This is a genomic window from Micromonospora sp. ANENR4, from assembly GCF_015354395.1.
Taxonomy (GTDB): domain Bacteria; phylum Actinomycetota; class Actinomycetes; order Mycobacteriales; family Micromonosporaceae; genus Micromonospora; species Micromonospora aurantiaca.
The window spans coordinates 55,696-71,263 of sequence record NZ_JADKYQ010000018.1 but is presented as its reverse complement, the minus strand read 5'-3'; the positions used below and the strand labels follow the sequence as shown (position 1 = coordinate 71,263).

The window sequence follows — 15,568 nt, the reverse complement described above, 5'->3', positions numbered from 1 at the left end:
TGCCCCGACAGGCCCCGGCGGTTCGCCGGGGCCTGTCGTGCTTGACCCGGGCGCTCCCACGATATAGAACCGACTGGTTACACAACCAGGAGGTTATGAAAGTGCCCCCGGATCTGCTCGACGCCACCTTCGCCGCGCTCGCCGACCCCACCCGGCGCGCCATCCTCACCCGGCTGGCCGCCGGGGAGGCGACTGTCACCGAGCTGGCCGAGCCGTTCGCGATGAGCCAGCCGGCCGTCTCCAAGCACCTCAAGGTGCTCGAACGCGCCGGCCTGGTCACCCGGGGCCGGGACGCGCAACGCCGTCCCTGCCGGCTCGACGCCCGGCCGCTGCGGGAGGCGGTCGCGTGGCTGGCGGACTACCGGGACTACTGGGCCGAGAGCTACGCGCGGCTGGACGAGGTGCTCGCCGAACTGACCGCCGAGGAGCAGCGGTGACCGGCCTGACCGTCAGCCTGCCCGGCGACCGGGAGATCCGGCTCAGCCGCGACTTCGCCGCTCCGCGCCACCTCGTGTTCGCCGCCTTCACCCGCCCCGAGCTGCTGGTCCGCTGGTGGGGCGCCCGGGGCTGGCACCTCGTCGAGTGCGAGGTGGACCTGCGGGTGGGCGGGCGCTGGCGGTTCGTCTCCCGGGGGCCGGACGGCGACCTGATGGGTCAGGGCGGCACGTACCGGGAGGTCGACCCGCCCTCACGGCTGGTCTGCACCGAACTCTTCGACGACCAGTCCTATCCGGGCGAGACGCTCGTCCGCCACGACTTCACCGGCCCGTCGGACCGGACCACGGTCGTCACCCATCTGCGGTACGCCACCGCGCAGGGGCGCGACACCGTCCTGCGCTATCCGATGACCCGCGGCCTGAGCGAGGCGTTCGACCGGCTCGCGGCAGTGCTGCACACCGATTCGACGACAGGAGCGACGACATGAACTGGACGCTGGAAGTGGTGGTCGTACCGGTCTCCGACGTGGACCGGGCCAAGGAGTTCTACGCGCAACGGCTCGGCTTCGTCGTCGACCACGACACGGACCTGGGCGGCGCGGGGCGGATCGTCCAGCTCACTCCCCCGGGCTCCGGCTGCTCGATCGTCCTCGGCCGGGGCGTCGTACCGGAGATGCCGCCGGGCTCACTCAAGGGCGTGCAACTGGTCGTACCGGACCTGGAGCGGGCGCGCACCGAACTGGTCGAGCGGGGCGTCGAGGTGAGCGAGATCCAGGTGATGGGCCAGAACCCGTACCCGGTGCCGCACCCGCTGGACAACGTCGGCTTCCTGTTCCTCCGCGACCCGGACGGCAACGAGTGGTCGGTGCAGCAGATCTCCGACCGCGGCTGAGGTCTACAACCTTCGCGGGCCGGTGTCGGGGCGGGCGGCCTCGGCGCCGGTGCGCACGGTGGCGTGCAGCACCGAGATGCCGTCCGGCCGGGCCAGCACCGGATTCAGCGTGAGCGACCGCACCCGGGGCTGCTCGTCGGCGAGCCGACCGACCCGCACCAGCAGGTCGACAAGGGCCGCCCGGTCCACCGGCGCGGCACCCCGGTGCCCGCGCAGCAGCGGCGCCGCGCGGGGTTCGTCGACCAGCTCGGCGGCGTCCCGGTCGGTGAGCGGGACCGCTCGCCAGGCCCGGTCGCCGAGCAGCTCGGTCGCCACGCCGCCGAGCCCGAACCCGACCACCGGCCCGAACGCCGGATCCTCCACCAGTTCCACCACGCACGCCACGCCGGGCGCGACCATCGGCTGGACCAGCACCTCCGCGCCGAACACCGGGGCCATCTCGGCGTACGCGCGGCGCAGCGCGGCGGCGTCGGCCAGGTCGAGACGTACCGCGCCGAGGTCGAGGCGGTGCCGCAGCCCGGGGGCGGCGGCCTTGAGCGCCACCGGCCAGCCGAGCCGCTCCCCCACCGCCGCCGCTTCCTCGGCCGAGCGGGCCGGCACCGAGTCCACCACGTCGATCCCGTACGCGCGCAGCAACGCCGCCGAGTCGGCCCCGTCCGGGCGCAGCGCGGCATGCCCGGCCGCCCGGTCCACGTCGGCCAGTTCCGGCAGCACGCCCGGTGGCCGGCGCAGCCAGTCCGCGTACGCGGTCACCCGGCCCAGCGCGCGTACCGCCTCCTCCACGCTCGGGTACGCCGGCACCCCGGCCGGCACCAGCCCGGCCAGGAACGTCGCCACCACCGGCTTGCCGGTGACCCGCGCGTCGGGCAGCGCCGAGGCGAAGTCGGCCACCGGGTCGGCGAGCTGGCCCGGCAGCGGCGGCGCGAACACCGCCACCACGGCGTCCACCCGCTCGTCGGCGACCGCGTCACCGAGCGCGGCGGCGTACGCGGCGGCCCCGGCGCTCGGCCCCACGTCCTGCGGGTAGCCGTCGGCGACTGCCAGTCCCTGGGCGGCGCAGGCGGTCGCGGCCAGCCCGGTCAGCGCCGACGAGTTGCCCACCACGGCGACCCGCCGCCCGGCCGGCAGCGGCTGGTGGGCCAGCAGCACGCCCACGTCGAGCAGCTCGGACACGGTGTCCACCCGGATCACCCCGGACTGGGCGAACAGCGCGCTCACCGCCGCCGCGTCCAGCGCGGGTGCCTCCCCCACGCCCGGCGGCCGGGCCAGCGAGGCGAGTGCCACCACCGGCTTGCTGCGGCCGATGCGCCGAGCCAGCCGGGCGAACTTGCGCGGGTTGCCGAACGTCTCCAGGTAGAGCGTGATGACGTCGGTGGCCGGGTCGTCCTGCCAGTACTGCAGCAGGTCGTTGCCGGACACGTCGGCCCGGTTGCCGGCCGAGACGAAGCTGGACAGGCCGAGCCCGCGCCGGGACGCCTCGGCCAGCAGCGCCACCCCGAACGCGCCGGACTGGCTGAACACGCCGACCCGGCCCGCCGCCGGCAGCACCGGGGCGAGCGTGGCGTTGAGGCGTACCGCCGGGTCCGTGTTGGCGACGCCGAGGCAGTTCGGGCCGACCACCCGCATGCCGGCCAGGTGCGCGGCACGGACCAGCGCGCGCTGCGCCGCCGCGCCGGCCGGGCCGGACTCGGCGAACCCGGCCGAGATCACCACCAGCCCGTGCGCGCCCGCGCGTGCCGCGTCGCGGACCACGTCGGTCACCGCGTCCGGCGGGACCGCCACCACGGCGAGATCGACGTCCTGGCCCGCGTCGGCGGCCGACGGGTACGCGGGCAGCCCCGCCACCGTCGACGCGCTCGGGTGCACGGGCACGATCGCCCCGGCGAAGCCGCCGTCGCGCAGGTGCCCGAGCAGCGCCGCGCCGACGCCCTGGCCGGTGGTGCTGGCGCCGTACACGGCGATGCCGCGCGGCGCGAGCAGCCGGGCGATCGACCGCGCCTCCGTGCGGTGCTCCCGGCCGCGTTGCACCTCGAGAGTCGCCTCGGTGGGCGCGATCGGGAAGCTCAGGTGCACCACGCCGTCGGCGTACTGGCGCTGGACCTGGTAGCCGAAGTCGGCGAAGACCCGCAGCATCGTCCCGTTTGCGGGGAGCACCTCGGCGACGAAGTGCACGATCCCGTGGCGCCCGGCCGCGTCGGCCAGGTGCTCCAGCAGCACCGAGCCGATGCCCCGGCCCTGGTAGGCGTCCTCGACCACGAACGCCACCTCGGCCTCCGGCGAGGCGGGGCCGAGCCGCTCGTAGCGGCCGACCGCGACGATCCGCTCGCCGGCCAGCACCACGAACGCCTCCCGGTCGCGGTGGTCGACGTTGACGAAACGCTTCAGGTCGCGTTCCGGGATACGCGGGTACGGCGAGAAGTACCGCAGGTATCGGGTGCGCTCCGAGAAACGGCCGTGCATGGCCACGATCTCGGGCGCGTCCTCCGGACGGATCTGTCGCAGCTGGACGGTCGTGCCGTCGCTGAGCAGCACGTCCAGCGGTTGTTCGACTGTGGTCACCGGTCGGTCCTCCCCTGCCGCCGGCTCAGTCGCGCGGATCGTGCGGATCGAGCCCGAGCAGCGGGAAGACGGCCTTGCGGGTGGCTGCGACGGCCCGGTCCACCGCGTTCGGCTCGCCGCTGGGCTGCCACGGCAGGTACGCCGGGTCCACGTCGTCGGTCATCCGCAACGGCACGTCGTGCCCGGGTAGCCGCCGCGCGGCCAGCTCCCGCCAGCCGGGCGGGGTCAGCGTCGCCGGGTCGACCGGCTCACCGGTGGCGATCGCGAGCAGGTGCGTCCACGCCCGGGGCACCACCTCGACCAGCGCGTACCCGCCGCCGCCGGTGGCGACCCAGCGGCCGTCGCACAGCTCGTCGGCGAGCGCCCGCAGCGAGCGGTACGTGGCCCGCTGCCCGTCCACCGACAGGTGCAGGTCGGCCAGCGGATCCTTGCGGTGCCCGTCGGCGCCGCACTGGGTGACGAGCACCTGCGGCCGGAACGCGCGCAGCACCGACGGCACGATCGCGTGGAACGCCCGCTGCCAGCCCGCGTCACCCACACCCGGCGGCAGCGGCACGTTGACGGCGGTGCCCTCCGCGCCCGGTCCGCCGGTCTCGTCCGGGAACCCGGTGCCGGGGAACAGCGCGAGCGGCGTCTCGTGCAGGCTGATCGTGAGCACCCGCGGGTCGCGGTAGAAGATCTCCTGCACGCCGTCGCCGTGGTGCACGTCCACGTCCACGTACGCGATCCGCTCCGCGCCGAGGTCGAGCAGCCGCGCGACGGCCACGGCCGGGTCGTTGTAGACGCAGAACCCGGCGGCCCGGGCGGGCATGGCGTGGTGCAGCCCGCCGGCGACGCTCACCGCGCGCCGGGCCTCGCCACGCCACACCGCCTCGGCCGCGGCCGTCGTGGCGCCGGCGATCAGCGCACTCGCCTCGTGCATCCCGTCGAAGACCGGATTGTCCGAGGTGCCCAGACCGAAGCCGGCGAACAGCGGGTCACGCGGCGCGGACCGGACCGCGTCCAGGTAGGCCGGATCGTGTACGCGGGTGAGCAGCGCGTCGTCGGCCGGCTCGGGCTTGACCAGCCGTACGCCGGGCCGGTCCAGCACACCCAGTTCACGGGCGAGCGCCATCGTCAGCTCGACCCGGACCGGGTCGAGGGGATGGTCGCCCATGTCGTAGGCGAGGAGAGCCTCGTCCCACACCACCACCGTGTCGTCGGCCATGCGGCCATCGTCGCACGTGGTCCGGGGCGCGCCCACCAGTCGTACGCTCACCGGCCGGACGTGCCACCTGTCGCGACCGGACGGTCCCTGTCGGCCACCCACTCGCTCCACGAGCCGACGTACAACGCGGCGTCCGGGCGACCGGCCAGGTGCAACGCGAGCACGGCCTGCGCGGCGGTCACCCCGGAGCCGCAGTACGCACCGACCGGCGCGTCCGCGTCCACCCCGGCGGCGGCGAACCGCTCCCGCAGCGCCCCGGCGTCGGGGAACCGGCCCTGCGTGACGTACTTCGGGGCGGGCAGGTTGACCGCGCCCGGCACGTGCCCGGCGACCGGGTCGACCGGCTCGTGCTCGCCCCGGTAGCGCGGCGCGGTCCGGACGTCGATCAGCACGCCGGGCTCGGCGGCGGCGAGCCGGGCGGCCTGCGCGGCGTCCAGCACCGGCAGCGCGCCGGGCGCCACTGTCACGTCACCCGGCGCCGGGGCGGGCACGCTGGTGCCGACCGGCAGCCCGGCGGCCGTCCAGGCCGGGAAGCCGCCGTGCAGCACCCGCACCTGCCGGTGCCCGGCCCAGCGCAGCGTCCACCAGGCGCGGGCGGCGGACATGCCGTCGCCGCCGTCGTACACGACCACCGGATGACCGGCGCGGACGCCCGCCGCCCGCAGCGCGGCCTGCAACGCCGCCGGGTCCGGAAGCGGGTGCCGCCCGGCGGCGCCGGGCGGCCCGCACAGCTCGGTGTCCAGGTCGACGAAGACGGCGCCGGGCAGGTGACCCGCGGCGTAGTCGTCACGCCCGGGCGGGCCGGTCAGCCGCCAGCGGACGTCGAGCAGGGTCGGCGGGTCGGCGTGATCGAGTTCGGCGGCGAGCCGGTCGGGCTCGACCAGCAGGTCTGCGGTGGCGGACATACGGTCCAGTCAACACCATTCGGCGCGCCACCTCCGGCTTCGCCTCCGTCGATGGTCGGTGGTAACGGGTACCATCGGAGCCCAGGAGGCCGCAGACGTGAAGCACGACCTTGTTGACACCACCGAGATGTACCTGCGCACCATCCTCGAACTCGAGGAGGAGGGGGTGCCGCCGCTTCGTGCCCGCATCGCCGAGCGGCTGAAGCAGAGTGGCCCGACCGTCAGCCAGACCGTCGCCCGGATGGAGCGCGACGGCCTGCTCACCGTCGAGGGCGACCGGCACCTGACCCTCACGCCGCAGGGCCGCAACACCGCCGTGTCCGTGATGCGCAAGCACCGGCTGGCCGAGCTGCTGCTGGTGAACGTGATCGGGATGCCCTACGAGGAGGCCCACGAGGAGGCCTGCCGGTGGGAGCACGTGATGAGCGACGCGGTGGAGAAGCGGGTCTTCGACCTGCTCAACCGCCCGACCCGCTCGCCGTACGGCAACCCGATCCCGGGCCTGGAGGAGCTGGGCGACCCGGGCCAGGTGCCCGCCGACGCGGTCGAGGGTGAGCGCAACCTGGCGTTCCCCGGCCTGTCCGGCACTGTCGTGGTGCGGCGGATCTGCGAGAGCGTGCAGACCGACTCGGACGTGCTCCGGCAGTTGCACGCCGCCGGCGTCGACCCGGGCGCGACGGTGACTGTGGCGCAGGAACGCGACGCCGTCTCCATCGACCGCTCCGGTGACCGTGTCCGGCTGCCCCGCGAGGTGGCGTCCCGGGTGTTCGTCGCGGCCCGCTGACGCGGCTCCCGGTCAGAGCTGCCGGGTGTCGATCACCTTGGCCAGCGTGACCAGCTTGCCGGCCGTCTTGTCCGCCTCCGCTTTCGCGGTGCCGGTCGGGGCGGTCCAGCGCAGCGTGGCGAGCCGCCCCTCGGTGGCCAGCCAGCCGACCTCGGCGGCCGGCCCGGACTTCGCGGTCTTGGGCAGCGTGCGCCGGTAGGCGGCCTTGCCCAGCTTGCTGATCTTCGCCGCGCCGCTGGGCTGCACGTCCAGGGCGAACGTGGCGGCGTCGATCGACGTCTCGGTCACCGACAGCGTCAGCTCCGGCAGCACCGCCCCGGCGGCGCGGACCACGCAGGTGTGGGTGTCGCCCCGCTCGGTGGCCGCCGCCACGTCGAACGTGCCGCCGGTGTGCTCGGCGATCACCGCGAAGTCGAGCAGCCGGCACGCCCCGCCCGAGGACGCCGCCGCGACCGGGACCGGCGGAGGCGGGGGCGGGGGCCCGGCCGCTGTGGGCGCCTCGTCGGCGCAGCCGGCGGCGAGCAGGACGGCCGGAACGGCCAGCCAGAATCGGGCACGCACGGGAGACCTCCGCGGTCGGCGGCGGGTCCGACCCGCCGGAGTTCCGTCGGACACCGTACGGCGTGCCCCAGCGGGGACGGAAGCCCCCTAATCGGCCACGTACGGACAGTGCCGGCAGCCTCGCCCGCAGCACGTGCCGCGCCGGGCGAGGAATCCCGCGCTGAGCACGAACAGCCCGGTCTCCGGGTCCAGGTAGCCCGCCTCCCCGGCGGCCAGGGCGGCGGCGTGCGCGGCGAGGATGCGTTCCCGCCCCGGGTGGTCCGGCGACAGCCGCGACGGGTGCGGTTCGGTAAGGGCCCGGTCCGCCAGCTCGTCACGCACCGCTGAAGTCTACGGACGCCACGGCCGCCCTAGTTTCCGCCCGGACCGCCGTCGCTCCGGAGGCGTTCCAGGTACGGCACGAACGCCTCGGGCCGCTCGAACATCGAACGGTGCCCGGCGCGCGGGATCACCAGATGGTCCTTGCGCGGTGCCTGGAGCTGCGCGTACCACTCGTCGAACAGGCGCAGCCGGCCCGGCACCTCCTGCGCGCCGTCCACGAAGTACGCCGGCACCGCGAGCTGCCGCACGTCCCGCCGGAAGTCGATGTCCTGCAACCGGGGGTACAGCACGTCCCAGCCGTCGAGGAAACCGAACAGGTGCACCTTCTCCAGCAGGCTGTACTCGGACACGCCCAGGTTGCCGACCGTCCCGGTCTCGTCCTCGCTCGCGCCTTCCCGGTCGACCGGGAAGGCCCCGGCCTCGTTTGTCAGCAACGGCTCGTACTCCCAGACGTCGCGGTAGGGCGGCGGGCCCTGCGCGGTCATCCGGTCCGCGAGCGCCGTCCGGCCGGTGCGGCGGGCCCAGGCCACGGTGTCGGCGTACTGGCTGCGGTCGGCCTCGCGCAGGCTCACCACCTGCCCGACGCCGACGTACGCGGCGAACAGTTCCGGGTGCTGCCGCACGGCGAGCAGGCCGGCGATGGTGCCGCCGGAGTGCGCGACCAGGTGGATCCGCTCCCGGCCCAGCCGTTCCCGCAGGTGCCGGGTCACGGCGACCAGGTCGTCCACCTCGTCGTCCAGGTGCCAGCCCGACGGGGCACGGAACCCCGACCAGGAGCGTGGCCCGCCGGCGCGGTCCCAGACGGCCACCACGAATCGGCGCTCCAACTCGGGCAGGTGGCGACGGACCGCGCCGATCTCCGAGCCGCCGGGCGGACCGGGCACCACGAGCAGCACCGGAGCGCTGCGGTCCGTACCCCGGATCAGCAGGCCCAGCTCGCGCCCGGAGGAGTCGACGGTGTCGAAGCGGGCGATGCCGCCGGGGATCGGGTCGGTGCGGCCCGGCACGGCCGCGCCGACGGTGACGAGCGCGAGCAGCGCAGCCAGCAGGCCGACGCCGACCCGGCCCGCCCAGCGCGGCACCGGCCGGCGCGGCGGCACCGCGCCGAGGCGACGGGCCAGGCCGGCGCCGTGGGCGGCGCCGACCAGCAGCGGCAACAAGGCCAGGAGTCCGTGGACGCCCCGGCCGGCGAGCAGCGCCACGACGCCGAAGCCGGACAGGTGCGGACGGTCGACGGTGGGCCCGCGCAGCCGCAGCCGGACCAGCTCGACAGCCACCGCGAAGGCCACCGGCGCGACGAGCATGAACCAGCGGGACCGGCTCAGCCACCCGGCGGCCAGCCCGACGGCGAGGCTCACCGCGACGGAGGCGAGTGCCGCGCCCACCGTGCCGGGTCCGCGTGGGGTCCACCAGCCGACGACAGCGCCCCAGAGCAACGGCAGCGTCGACGCGAGGAGCATCCGGGTGCGCATGACGTCTCCCTCCGCCGAGATCGTCAACCCTAGCCAGAGCGGCCACTCTGCGCTGTCCCGTTCTCACGTGCGGTACGGATCGGGTGTCGGCCGTGGGGATGTTCAGTCGGCCGGACGCTGCGCGAGCAGGAACGCCTGGGGCTGCCGCTCCCCGCCGACCGGCGCGCGGACCGTCGTCGCCGACACCACGAACCCGGCCGCCGTGAGCTGCGCGGCCAGCCGATCCGGCGACAGCCAGTAGACGTCGAAGGCGACGGAATGGCCGTATGCCTGCTCCCGTCGGTCGAGCCGGTCGCCTGCCTTCACCGCGAGCAGCAGGTGACCGCCCGGGACGAGCACCCGGTGGAAACCGGCGAACACCTCGGGCAGCAGCTCCGGTGGCAGGTGGATGACCGAGTACCAGGAGACCAGCCCGGCCAGCGATCCGTCCGGCACGGCCAGCTCGGTCAGCGAGCCGACCTCGAAGCGCAGGTCCGGGTACGCGCGGCGGGCCACCGCCACCATGCCGGGCGACAGATCGACGCCGCTGATGTCGAGGCCGAGCCGGTGCAGGTGGGCGGTGACGCGGCCGGTGCCGCAGCCCACCTCCAGCACGGGCCGCCCCGGCCCGACCGTCTCGGCGAACGCGGCGAGTATGGCGCGGTCCAGCGGCGGCTCGACCACGTCGGGCAGCAGCCGCGCGTAGTCCTCGGCAACGGCGTCGTAGGCGGCGCGCGTCTCGACCAGCCAGGCAGGTTCGGTCACGCCCGCCGACCCTAGTCCAACACCTGCCCGCCCTCACCCGGCCCGCCCAGCCTCCGTCGATCATGAAGTTGGCGGCCGTCGCTCCGGCGTGTCGCGCCGTCAACTTCATGATCGACGAAGACGGCGGGCCGGGCGGGCGTGGGTGGGTCAGCCGAACCAGGTGAGGGACTGGCCGTGGCCGGTCGTCCAGGCCACGGGACGGCCGTCGAGGGCCAGGACGTTGTGGAAGCCTTGGGCGGGCGGCTCGGGCAGGTCGGCGTGGGGCAGCACCGACGGGTCCTCGTTGGCGATCCAGTGGCCGGGCAGGGTCCGCACCAGCTCGGTGAAGGCGTTCCGGCGCGGCGGTGGCACCTGGTAGAGCACCGAACTGTGGAACACCACGAGCGTCGCCCCGGCCGGGGCCTGCGCCGCCAGCGCCGGCAGGTCGTCGACCAGATCACCGCGTACCAGTAGGGGCGGATCGGCCGCCGCAACAGCCGCCGCGGCGCGCAGCCGTTCCCGGCGGTGCCGGTGTTCCGGCCAGATCAGCGCCTCCAGCCAGGCCACGTCGGCCGGGTCGGTGACGTCGAGCGGATTCACGTCCAGCCCGGCCCGCCACACCACCTCCGGCAACCGCTCCGGCGGCTCGGCGCCGGTCAGGTCACAGTCGAGTATCGGCTCGCCGTCGCCGACCCGCCGGTCGCCGTAGCGGTAGGCGTACCGGTCCGGGTAGAGGCACAGCCCGGCGGACGCGCCCACCTCCAGCATCGCCAGCGGCTGCGGCAACGCGGCGAGCACCGGCAGCAGAGCCGCGCAGCGTCCCGCCTCGTTCGTCTGCGTCGCCCGCACCCGCATCTGCGCCGCCACGTCCGGCCAGTGCCCCATCACGTACGCGCGGAACGCCGCCGGGTCGTCCACCGGCCCGCCGAGCAGCCGCACCACCCCGAACAGCAGGTTCGGCTGACGCTTGGCCGGCGGCAGCGTGTCGAGCAGGGCGAGCAGCTCCGGGTCACCGGCGACCGCCCGCGACAACCGCTCGTACGCCGGGGACACGCCGCGCGTCTCACGGTCGGCGAAGACCCGATAGATGTCGATCGTGCTCATCTCCCGAGCATGCCAGCTCGCGTACGCGGTGAGGTATGACCGCCGGCACCGCCCGCCGAGTGCGCGGCGAATATCGCTGTCCATCTGTCGAAGAACACTGATAGACAGCCCGGGTGCACACGATTCTCACGTTTTCCGATCACCTGCGGCTGATCGACGACCGGTCGGCTGCTTTCCACGCCGCGGTCGCTGCGGCGCCCAGCCTCGACACGCCGGTGCCGAGCTGTCCGGAGTGGACGCTGTTCGATCTCGTACAGCACCTGGGCATGGGCCGCCGCAGGTCGGCCGCCATCGTCGCCGCAGGGCCGGCCGACGGCCCCCCGGACAAGTCCGTGTGGGACGACGGCACGGGTGCGCCTCGGGAACGCGAGGGTCTCCTGGCCTGGTGGACCGAGTCCGTCGAGCGGCTGACGAGCGCGCTGCGCGAGGCCGGCCCGGACCGCCGGTGTTGGACGTGGTGGGGTGATTCGCAGTCACCGGAAACCTCCGGCGCGTGGGCTCGGCGCCAGGTCGCCGAGATCGCTGTGCACACCCACGACGCTCAGCTCGCCGTGGGGAACCCGGAGCCGCTGCCGGACGAGGTCGCCCTCGACGCTTTCGACGACTGCCAGTTCACCCTCTGCTCGACGGATGTCGCCTGGCCGCACGAACCCGCCGTCGTCGAATACCACGCCACCGAGGGCCGCTCGTGGCGCCTTCGCCTGTCCGGCGACGGCGCACAGGCCAGCCGGCTCGGCGAGCCGGCCGCCGGTGAGGACCCGGACCGGGACACGGCCTTCGTCTCCGCCCGGGGCACTGCCAGTGACCTGGTCCTGTTCTTCTACGGCCGCATCACGCCGGATTCCCCGAAGCTGGAGCTGGACGGCGACCGCCGCATCTTCGACCAGCTCATCGCCTGGGACCCGTCCGTCTGACGATCGACGACATCTCGTCCCTGCCGCAGCGACCGCCCGGCCCCTGGAGGACCGGGCGGTCGCTGTCGCAGCAGATGCGACTCAGCTCGATGTCAGCTGCAGCCGCTGGTGGAGCCGCAGCCCTCGCAGACGTAGCAGCTACCGGCGGGCCGCATCTTCGTGCCGCAGGTGAAGCAGAGCGGCGCGTCCGCGGCCTTGCCGATCACGGCCTCCAGCAGTTCGGTGCTGGAACCCACAGACGGCGCGGGCTTGACGGCCGCGGCGTCGGCCATCTCCTGCGCCGGCTGCGCGATCGGGCCGGTCTTCGGCTCCGGCGCCTCGACCGGGGCGGAGGCGGCCATCGCGGTGAGGTCCGCACCGCTCGCCTCCGCCTCCGCCTCGGCCGCGAGCTGGGCGGCCCGCTCCTTGGCGGTGAAGATGCCCAGCTCGGCGCGGCGGTCGTACGGCAGGAAGTCCAGCGCCAGGCGACGGAAGATGTAGTCCATCACCGAGGCGGCCATGCGCACGTCCGGGTCGTCGGTCATGCCGGCCGGCTCGAAGCGCATGTTTGTGAACTTGCTGACGTACGTCTCCAGCGGGACGCCGTACTGGAGACCGATGGAGATGGCCACCGAGAAGGCGTCCATCACGCCGGCCAGGGTCGAGCCCTGCTTCGACATCTTGAGGAAGACCTCGCCGAGGCCGTCGTCCGGGTAGGACGAGGCGGTGAGGTAGCCCTCCGCGCCGCCGACCGAGAACGAGATGGTCTCCGACGGGCGCTTCTTCGGCAGCCGCTTGCGCACCGGGCGGTACTCGACGACCTTCTCCACGACCTTCTCCGGCGTGGCGGCCGGGGCCTGGGCCTCGACGGCGCCCTTGCTCGGCTTGGCCGCCGACAGCGGCTGGCCGACCTTGCAGTTGTCGCGGTAGATCGCCAGCGCCTTGAGGCCGAGCTTCCAGCCCTCGAAGTAGATCTTCTCGACGTCCTCGACGGTGGCCTGCTCCGGCATGTTGACCGTCTTGGAGATGGCGCCGGAGATGAACGGCTGGACGGCCGCCATCATCCGCACGTGACCCATCGGCGCGATCGAGCGCTCGCCCATCGCGCAGTCGAAGACCGGGTAGTGCTCCGGCTTGAGGCCCGGGGCGTCCACCACGTGGCCGTGGTCGGCGATGTGCTCGACGATCGCCTCGACCTGCTCCTCGGGGTAGCCGAGGCTGCGCAGGGCGCGCGGCACGGTCTGGTTGACGATCTGCATCGAGCCGCCGCCGACCAGCTTCTTGAACTTCACCAGTGCCAGGTCCGGCTCGACACCCGTGGTGTCGCAGTCCATCATCAGGCCGATGGTGCCGGTCGGGGCGAGCACGCTGGCCTGCGAGTTGCGCCAGCCGAACTTGTCACCGAGCTTGTTGCCGAGCGTCCACTGCTTGGTGGCCTCGCGCTGCACGGCGGTCGCCACGGTGCCGGTCGCCTTGATCGCGTCGTTTGCGGCGGCGTGCTTGCGCATGACCCGCTTGTGCGGCTCGGCGTTGCGGGCGTAGCCGTCGTACGGGCCGACGATGCCGGCCAGCTCGGCGGAACGGCGGTAGGCGGTGCCGGTCATCAGCGAGGTGATCGCGGCGGACACCTCCCGGCCCTGCTCCGAGTCGTACGGCAGGCCGGAGGCCATCAGCAGCGCGCCCAGGTTGGCGTACCCGATGCCGAGCTGCCGGTAGGCGCGGGTGGTCTCACCGATCTTCTCGGTCGGGAAGTCGGCGAAGCAGATCGAGATGTCCATCGCGGTGATGACGAACTCGACCGACTTGACGAACTTCTCCACCTCGAAGCCGCCGTCGGCGCGGAGGAACTTCATCAGGTTCAGCGAGGCCAGGTTGCACGAGGAGTTGTCCAGGTGCAGGTACTCCGAGCACGGGTTCGACGCGGTGATCCGCCCGGTCTCCGGGCAGGTGTGCCAGTCGTTGATGGTGTCGTCGTACTGCAGGCCCGGGTCGGCGCACTCCCAGGCGGCCTGGGAGATGGTGTGGAACAGCTTCTTGGCGTCGATCGTCTCGATGGTCTGCCCGTCGAGCCGGCCGCGCAGGTCGAAGCCGCCGCCGTTCTCCACCGCGGTCATGAACTCGTCGGAGACGCGGACCGAGTTGTTGGCGTTCTGATACTGCACGCTGACGATGTCGGCGCCGCCCAGGTCCATGTCGAACCCGGCGTCCCGCAGCGCGCGGATCTTGTCCTCCTCGCGCGCCTTGGTCGCCACGAACTCCTCGATGTCCGGGTGGTCCACGTCGAGGATGACCATCTTCGCGGCGCGCCGGGTGGCGCCACCGGACTTGATGGTGCCGGCGGAGGCGTCCGCGCCGCGCATGAAGCTGACCGGGCCGGAGGCGGTGCCGCCGGAGGAGAGCAGCTCCTTCGAGGAACGGATGCGGGACAGGTTGACCCCGGCGCCGGAGCCGCCCTGGAAGATCCGCCCCTCCTCCTTGTACCAGTCGAGGATGGAGTCCATCGAGTCGTCGACGGAGAGGATGAAGCAGGCGCTGACCTGCTGCGGCGACGGCGTGCCGACGTTGAACCACACCGGCGAGTTGAAGCTGAACACCTGGTGCAGCAGCATCCAGGTCAGCTCGTGCGCGAACACCTCGGCGTCGGCCGGGGTGGCGAAGTAGCCGTACTCCTCACCTGCGGTGCGGTAGGTCTCGACCACCCGGTCGATCAGCTGCCGCAGCGACCACTCCCGCTCCGGGGTCCCCACCGCGCCCCGGAAGTACTTGGTGGTCACGATGTTCGCCGCGTTCACCGACCAGGACTCGGGGAACTCCACCCCGCGCTGCTCGAAGTTGATCGAGCCGTCCCGCCAGTTCGTCATCACGACGTCACGGCGCTCCCAGGCGACCTCGTCGTAGGGATGCACCCCCTCGGTCGTCCAGACGCGCTCGATCTTCAGCCCCGCCCCGGCCTTGTTCCGTGACTTGCTGGTCGTCACGCCCTCGCCCCCCTCGTCGGCAACGGTCACCCACCGCGCCTCGTGTACCTGTCAGAAACCCGAAAATGTCAGCTGATCGCGCCGGCGGCGTCCGCCGCACCGGCACCGGCGCCCTCCCGGGCGCGCGCGGCGGCCCGCAGCGTCTCGATCTCGCGCTCGAAGTCGGCGAGCGAGTCGAAGGAGCGATAGACGCTGGCGAACCGCATGTAGGCCACCTCGTCGAGGTCACGCAACGGGCCGAGGATGGCCAGGCCCACCTCGTGGCTGGGGATCTCGGCCGCCCCCTTGGCCCGCACGGTCTCCTCGACCTTCTGTGCCAGCAGCGCGATCGAGTCGTCGTCGACCGGGCGCCCCTGGCACGCCTTGCGCACCCCACCGATGATCTTCGTACGGCTGAACGGCTCGGTCACCCCGCTGCGCTTGACCACCGCGAGCACCGCCTCCTCGACGGTGGTGAACCGCTTGCCGCACTCCGGGCACGACCGTCGCCGCCGGATGAGCTGGCCGTCGTCGGCCTCCCGCGAGTCGACCACCCGGGAGTCGGCGTGCCGGCAGTACGGACACCGCATTCGCCCGACCTCCTCCGTCGATCGCGGGCACACCTATCGGCTCCCGGGCACGCGTCGGCACGGCGGGGCCATCGTCCGATGACCGTCGCCGAGTGCGCGGTGCGGGAGTGCGTTCGGTAGTTGAACCCAACCTGTAGGCAACTTACGCCCGTGTGACTACTAC

At 73.5% G+C, this 15,568-nt stretch carries 15 protein-coding genes; 5 read left to right on the top strand and 10 right to left on the bottom strand.

Annotation, left to right across the window (positions count from 1 at the left end; genetic code table 11):
• Positions 1–95 precede the first annotated feature (95 nt).
• The 3 genes from IRY44_RS26825 to IRY44_RS26815 are packed head-to-tail and all read left to right on the top strand — an operon-like array spanning position 96 to position 1,329.
• Positions 96–437 carry an ArsR/SmtB family transcription factor gene (locus IRY44_RS26825; RefSeq protein WP_370585021.1) on the top strand — a complete coding sequence of 114 codons (342 nt, stop codon included), beginning with the start codon at positions 96–98 and terminating at the stop codon, positions 435–437.
• Positions 434–925: an SRPBCC family protein gene (locus IRY44_RS26820; protein WP_194802986.1), complete on the top strand. Its 492-nt coding sequence runs from the start codon at positions 434–436 to the stop codon at positions 923–925. The genes IRY44_RS26825 and IRY44_RS26820 overlap by 4 nt, the downstream gene beginning before the upstream one ends.
• Complete coding sequence (locus IRY44_RS26815; RefSeq protein WP_194802985.1) at positions 922–1,329, top strand: VOC family protein; 408 nt, start codon at positions 922–924, stop codon at positions 1,327–1,329. The genes IRY44_RS26820 and IRY44_RS26815 overlap by 4 nt, the downstream gene beginning before the upstream one ends.
• Before the next feature lie 3 nt (positions 1,330–1,332).
• On the opposite strand, the gene IRY44_RS26810 is transcribed toward IRY44_RS26815, so the two are convergent.
• From IRY44_RS26810 to IRY44_RS26800, 3 genes are read right to left on the bottom strand one after another with little or no spacing between them, the layout of a single operon-like run.
• Positions 1,333–3,888 (bottom strand): bifunctional GNAT family N-acetyltransferase/acetate--CoA ligase family protein, encoded by a 2,556-nt coding sequence (locus tag IRY44_RS26810; RefSeq protein WP_194802984.1) that lies wholly within the window; start codon positions 3,886–3,888, stop codon positions 1,333–1,335.
• A gap of 25 nt (positions 3,889–3,913) precedes the next feature.
• Positions 3,914–5,095, bottom strand: coding sequence for an acetoin utilization protein AcuC (locus IRY44_RS26805; RefSeq protein WP_194802983.1), 1,182 nt, complete (start codon positions 5,093–5,095; stop codon positions 3,914–3,916).
• A 47-nt stretch (positions 5,096–5,142) separates the two neighbouring features.
• A complete protein-coding gene (locus tag IRY44_RS26800; RefSeq protein WP_194802982.1) occupies positions 5,143–6,000 on the bottom strand; it encodes a sulfurtransferase in 858 nt (285 codons plus the stop codon).
• Between the two features lie 97 nt (positions 6,001–6,097).
• Between IRY44_RS26800 and IRY44_RS26795 the strand changes: the two genes are divergently transcribed.
• Complete coding sequence (locus tag IRY44_RS26795) at positions 6,098–6,784, top strand: metal-dependent transcriptional regulator (RefSeq protein ID WP_135238925.1); 687 nt, start codon at positions 6,098–6,100, stop codon at positions 6,782–6,784.
• A 12-nt stretch (positions 6,785–6,796) separates the two neighbouring features.
• On the opposite strand, the gene IRY44_RS26790 is transcribed toward IRY44_RS26795, so the two are convergent.
• The 5 genes from IRY44_RS26790 to IRY44_RS26770 all read right to left on the bottom strand — a co-directional run bounded on the left by IRY44_RS26790 (position 6,797) and on the right by IRY44_RS26770 (position 10,965).
• Positions 6,797–7,345 (bottom strand): hypothetical protein, encoded by a 549-nt coding sequence (locus tag IRY44_RS26790; RefSeq protein WP_135238924.1) that lies wholly within the window; start codon positions 7,343–7,345, stop codon positions 6,797–6,799.
• An 87-nt stretch (positions 7,346–7,432) separates the two neighbouring features.
• Positions 7,433–7,666, bottom strand: a complete 234-nt coding sequence (locus tag IRY44_RS26785) for a DUF5522 domain-containing protein (RefSeq protein ID WP_366620828.1) — start codon at positions 7,664–7,666, stop codon at positions 7,433–7,435.
• Between the two features lie 29 nt (positions 7,667–7,695).
• Positions 7,696–9,138, bottom strand: coding sequence for an alpha/beta hydrolase (locus tag IRY44_RS26780; protein WP_194802981.1), 1,443 nt, complete (start codon positions 9,136–9,138; stop codon positions 7,696–7,698).
• 102 nt (positions 9,139–9,240) lie between these two features.
• Positions 9,241–9,882: a class I SAM-dependent methyltransferase gene (locus IRY44_RS26775; protein ID WP_194802980.1), complete on the bottom strand. Its 642-nt coding sequence runs from the start codon at positions 9,880–9,882 to the stop codon at positions 9,241–9,243.
• 147 nt (positions 9,883–10,029) lie between these two features.
• Positions 10,030–10,965 (bottom strand): DUF2332 domain-containing protein, encoded by a 936-nt coding sequence (locus tag IRY44_RS26770; RefSeq protein WP_194802979.1) that lies wholly within the window; start codon positions 10,963–10,965, stop codon positions 10,030–10,032.
• 113 nt (positions 10,966–11,078) lie between these two features.
• Here IRY44_RS26770 and IRY44_RS26765 point away from each other — a divergent pair, with 113 nt between their 5' ends.
• Complete coding sequence (locus IRY44_RS26765) at positions 11,079–11,879, top strand: maleylpyruvate isomerase N-terminal domain-containing protein (RefSeq protein WP_194802978.1); 801 nt, start codon at positions 11,079–11,081, stop codon at positions 11,877–11,879.
• 92 nt (positions 11,880–11,971) lie between these two features.
• On the opposite strand, the gene IRY44_RS26760 is transcribed toward IRY44_RS26765, so the two are convergent.
• Complete coding sequence (locus IRY44_RS26760) at positions 11,972–14,866, bottom strand: vitamin B12-dependent ribonucleotide reductase (RefSeq protein ID WP_194802977.1); 2,895 nt, start codon at positions 14,864–14,866, stop codon at positions 11,972–11,974.
• Positions 14,867–14,904: 38 nt separating this feature from the next.
• Positions 14,905–15,405: a transcriptional regulator NrdR gene (nrdR, locus tag IRY44_RS26755; protein ID WP_013284751.1), complete on the bottom strand. Its 501-nt coding sequence runs from the start codon at positions 15,403–15,405 to the stop codon at positions 14,905–14,907.
• Positions 15,406–15,568 lie beyond the last annotated feature (163 nt).

What these genes read in the sequence shown, in the direction of transcription:
- IRY44_RS26825 (WP_370585021.1), top strand. Translation starts at nt 96, where the DNA reads ATGAAAGTGCCCCCGGATCTGCTCGACGCCACCTTCGCCGCGCTCGCC.
- IRY44_RS26815 (WP_194802985.1), top strand. Translation starts at nt 922, where the DNA reads ATGAACTGGACGCTGGAAGTGGTGGTCGTACCGGTCTCCGACGTGGAC.
- IRY44_RS26805 (WP_194802983.1), bottom strand. Translation starts at nt 5,095, where the DNA reads ATGGCCGACGACACGGTGGTGGTGTGGGACGAGGCTCTCCTCGCCTAC.
- IRY44_RS26800 (WP_194802982.1), bottom strand. Translation starts at nt 6,000, where the DNA reads ATGTCCGCCACCGCAGACCTGCTGGTCGAGCCCGACCGGCTCGCCGCC.
- IRY44_RS26780 (WP_194802981.1), bottom strand. Translation starts at nt 9,138, where the DNA reads ATGCGCACCCGGATGCTCCTCGCGTCGACGCTGCCGTTGCTCTGGGGC.
- IRY44_RS26770 (WP_194802979.1), bottom strand. Translation starts at nt 10,965, where the DNA reads ATGAGCACGATCGACATCTATCGGGTCTTCGCCGACCGTGAGACGCGC.
- nrdR (WP_013284751.1), bottom strand. Translation starts at nt 15,405, where the DNA reads ATGCGGTGTCCGTACTGCCGGCACGCCGACTCCCGGGTGGTCGACTCG.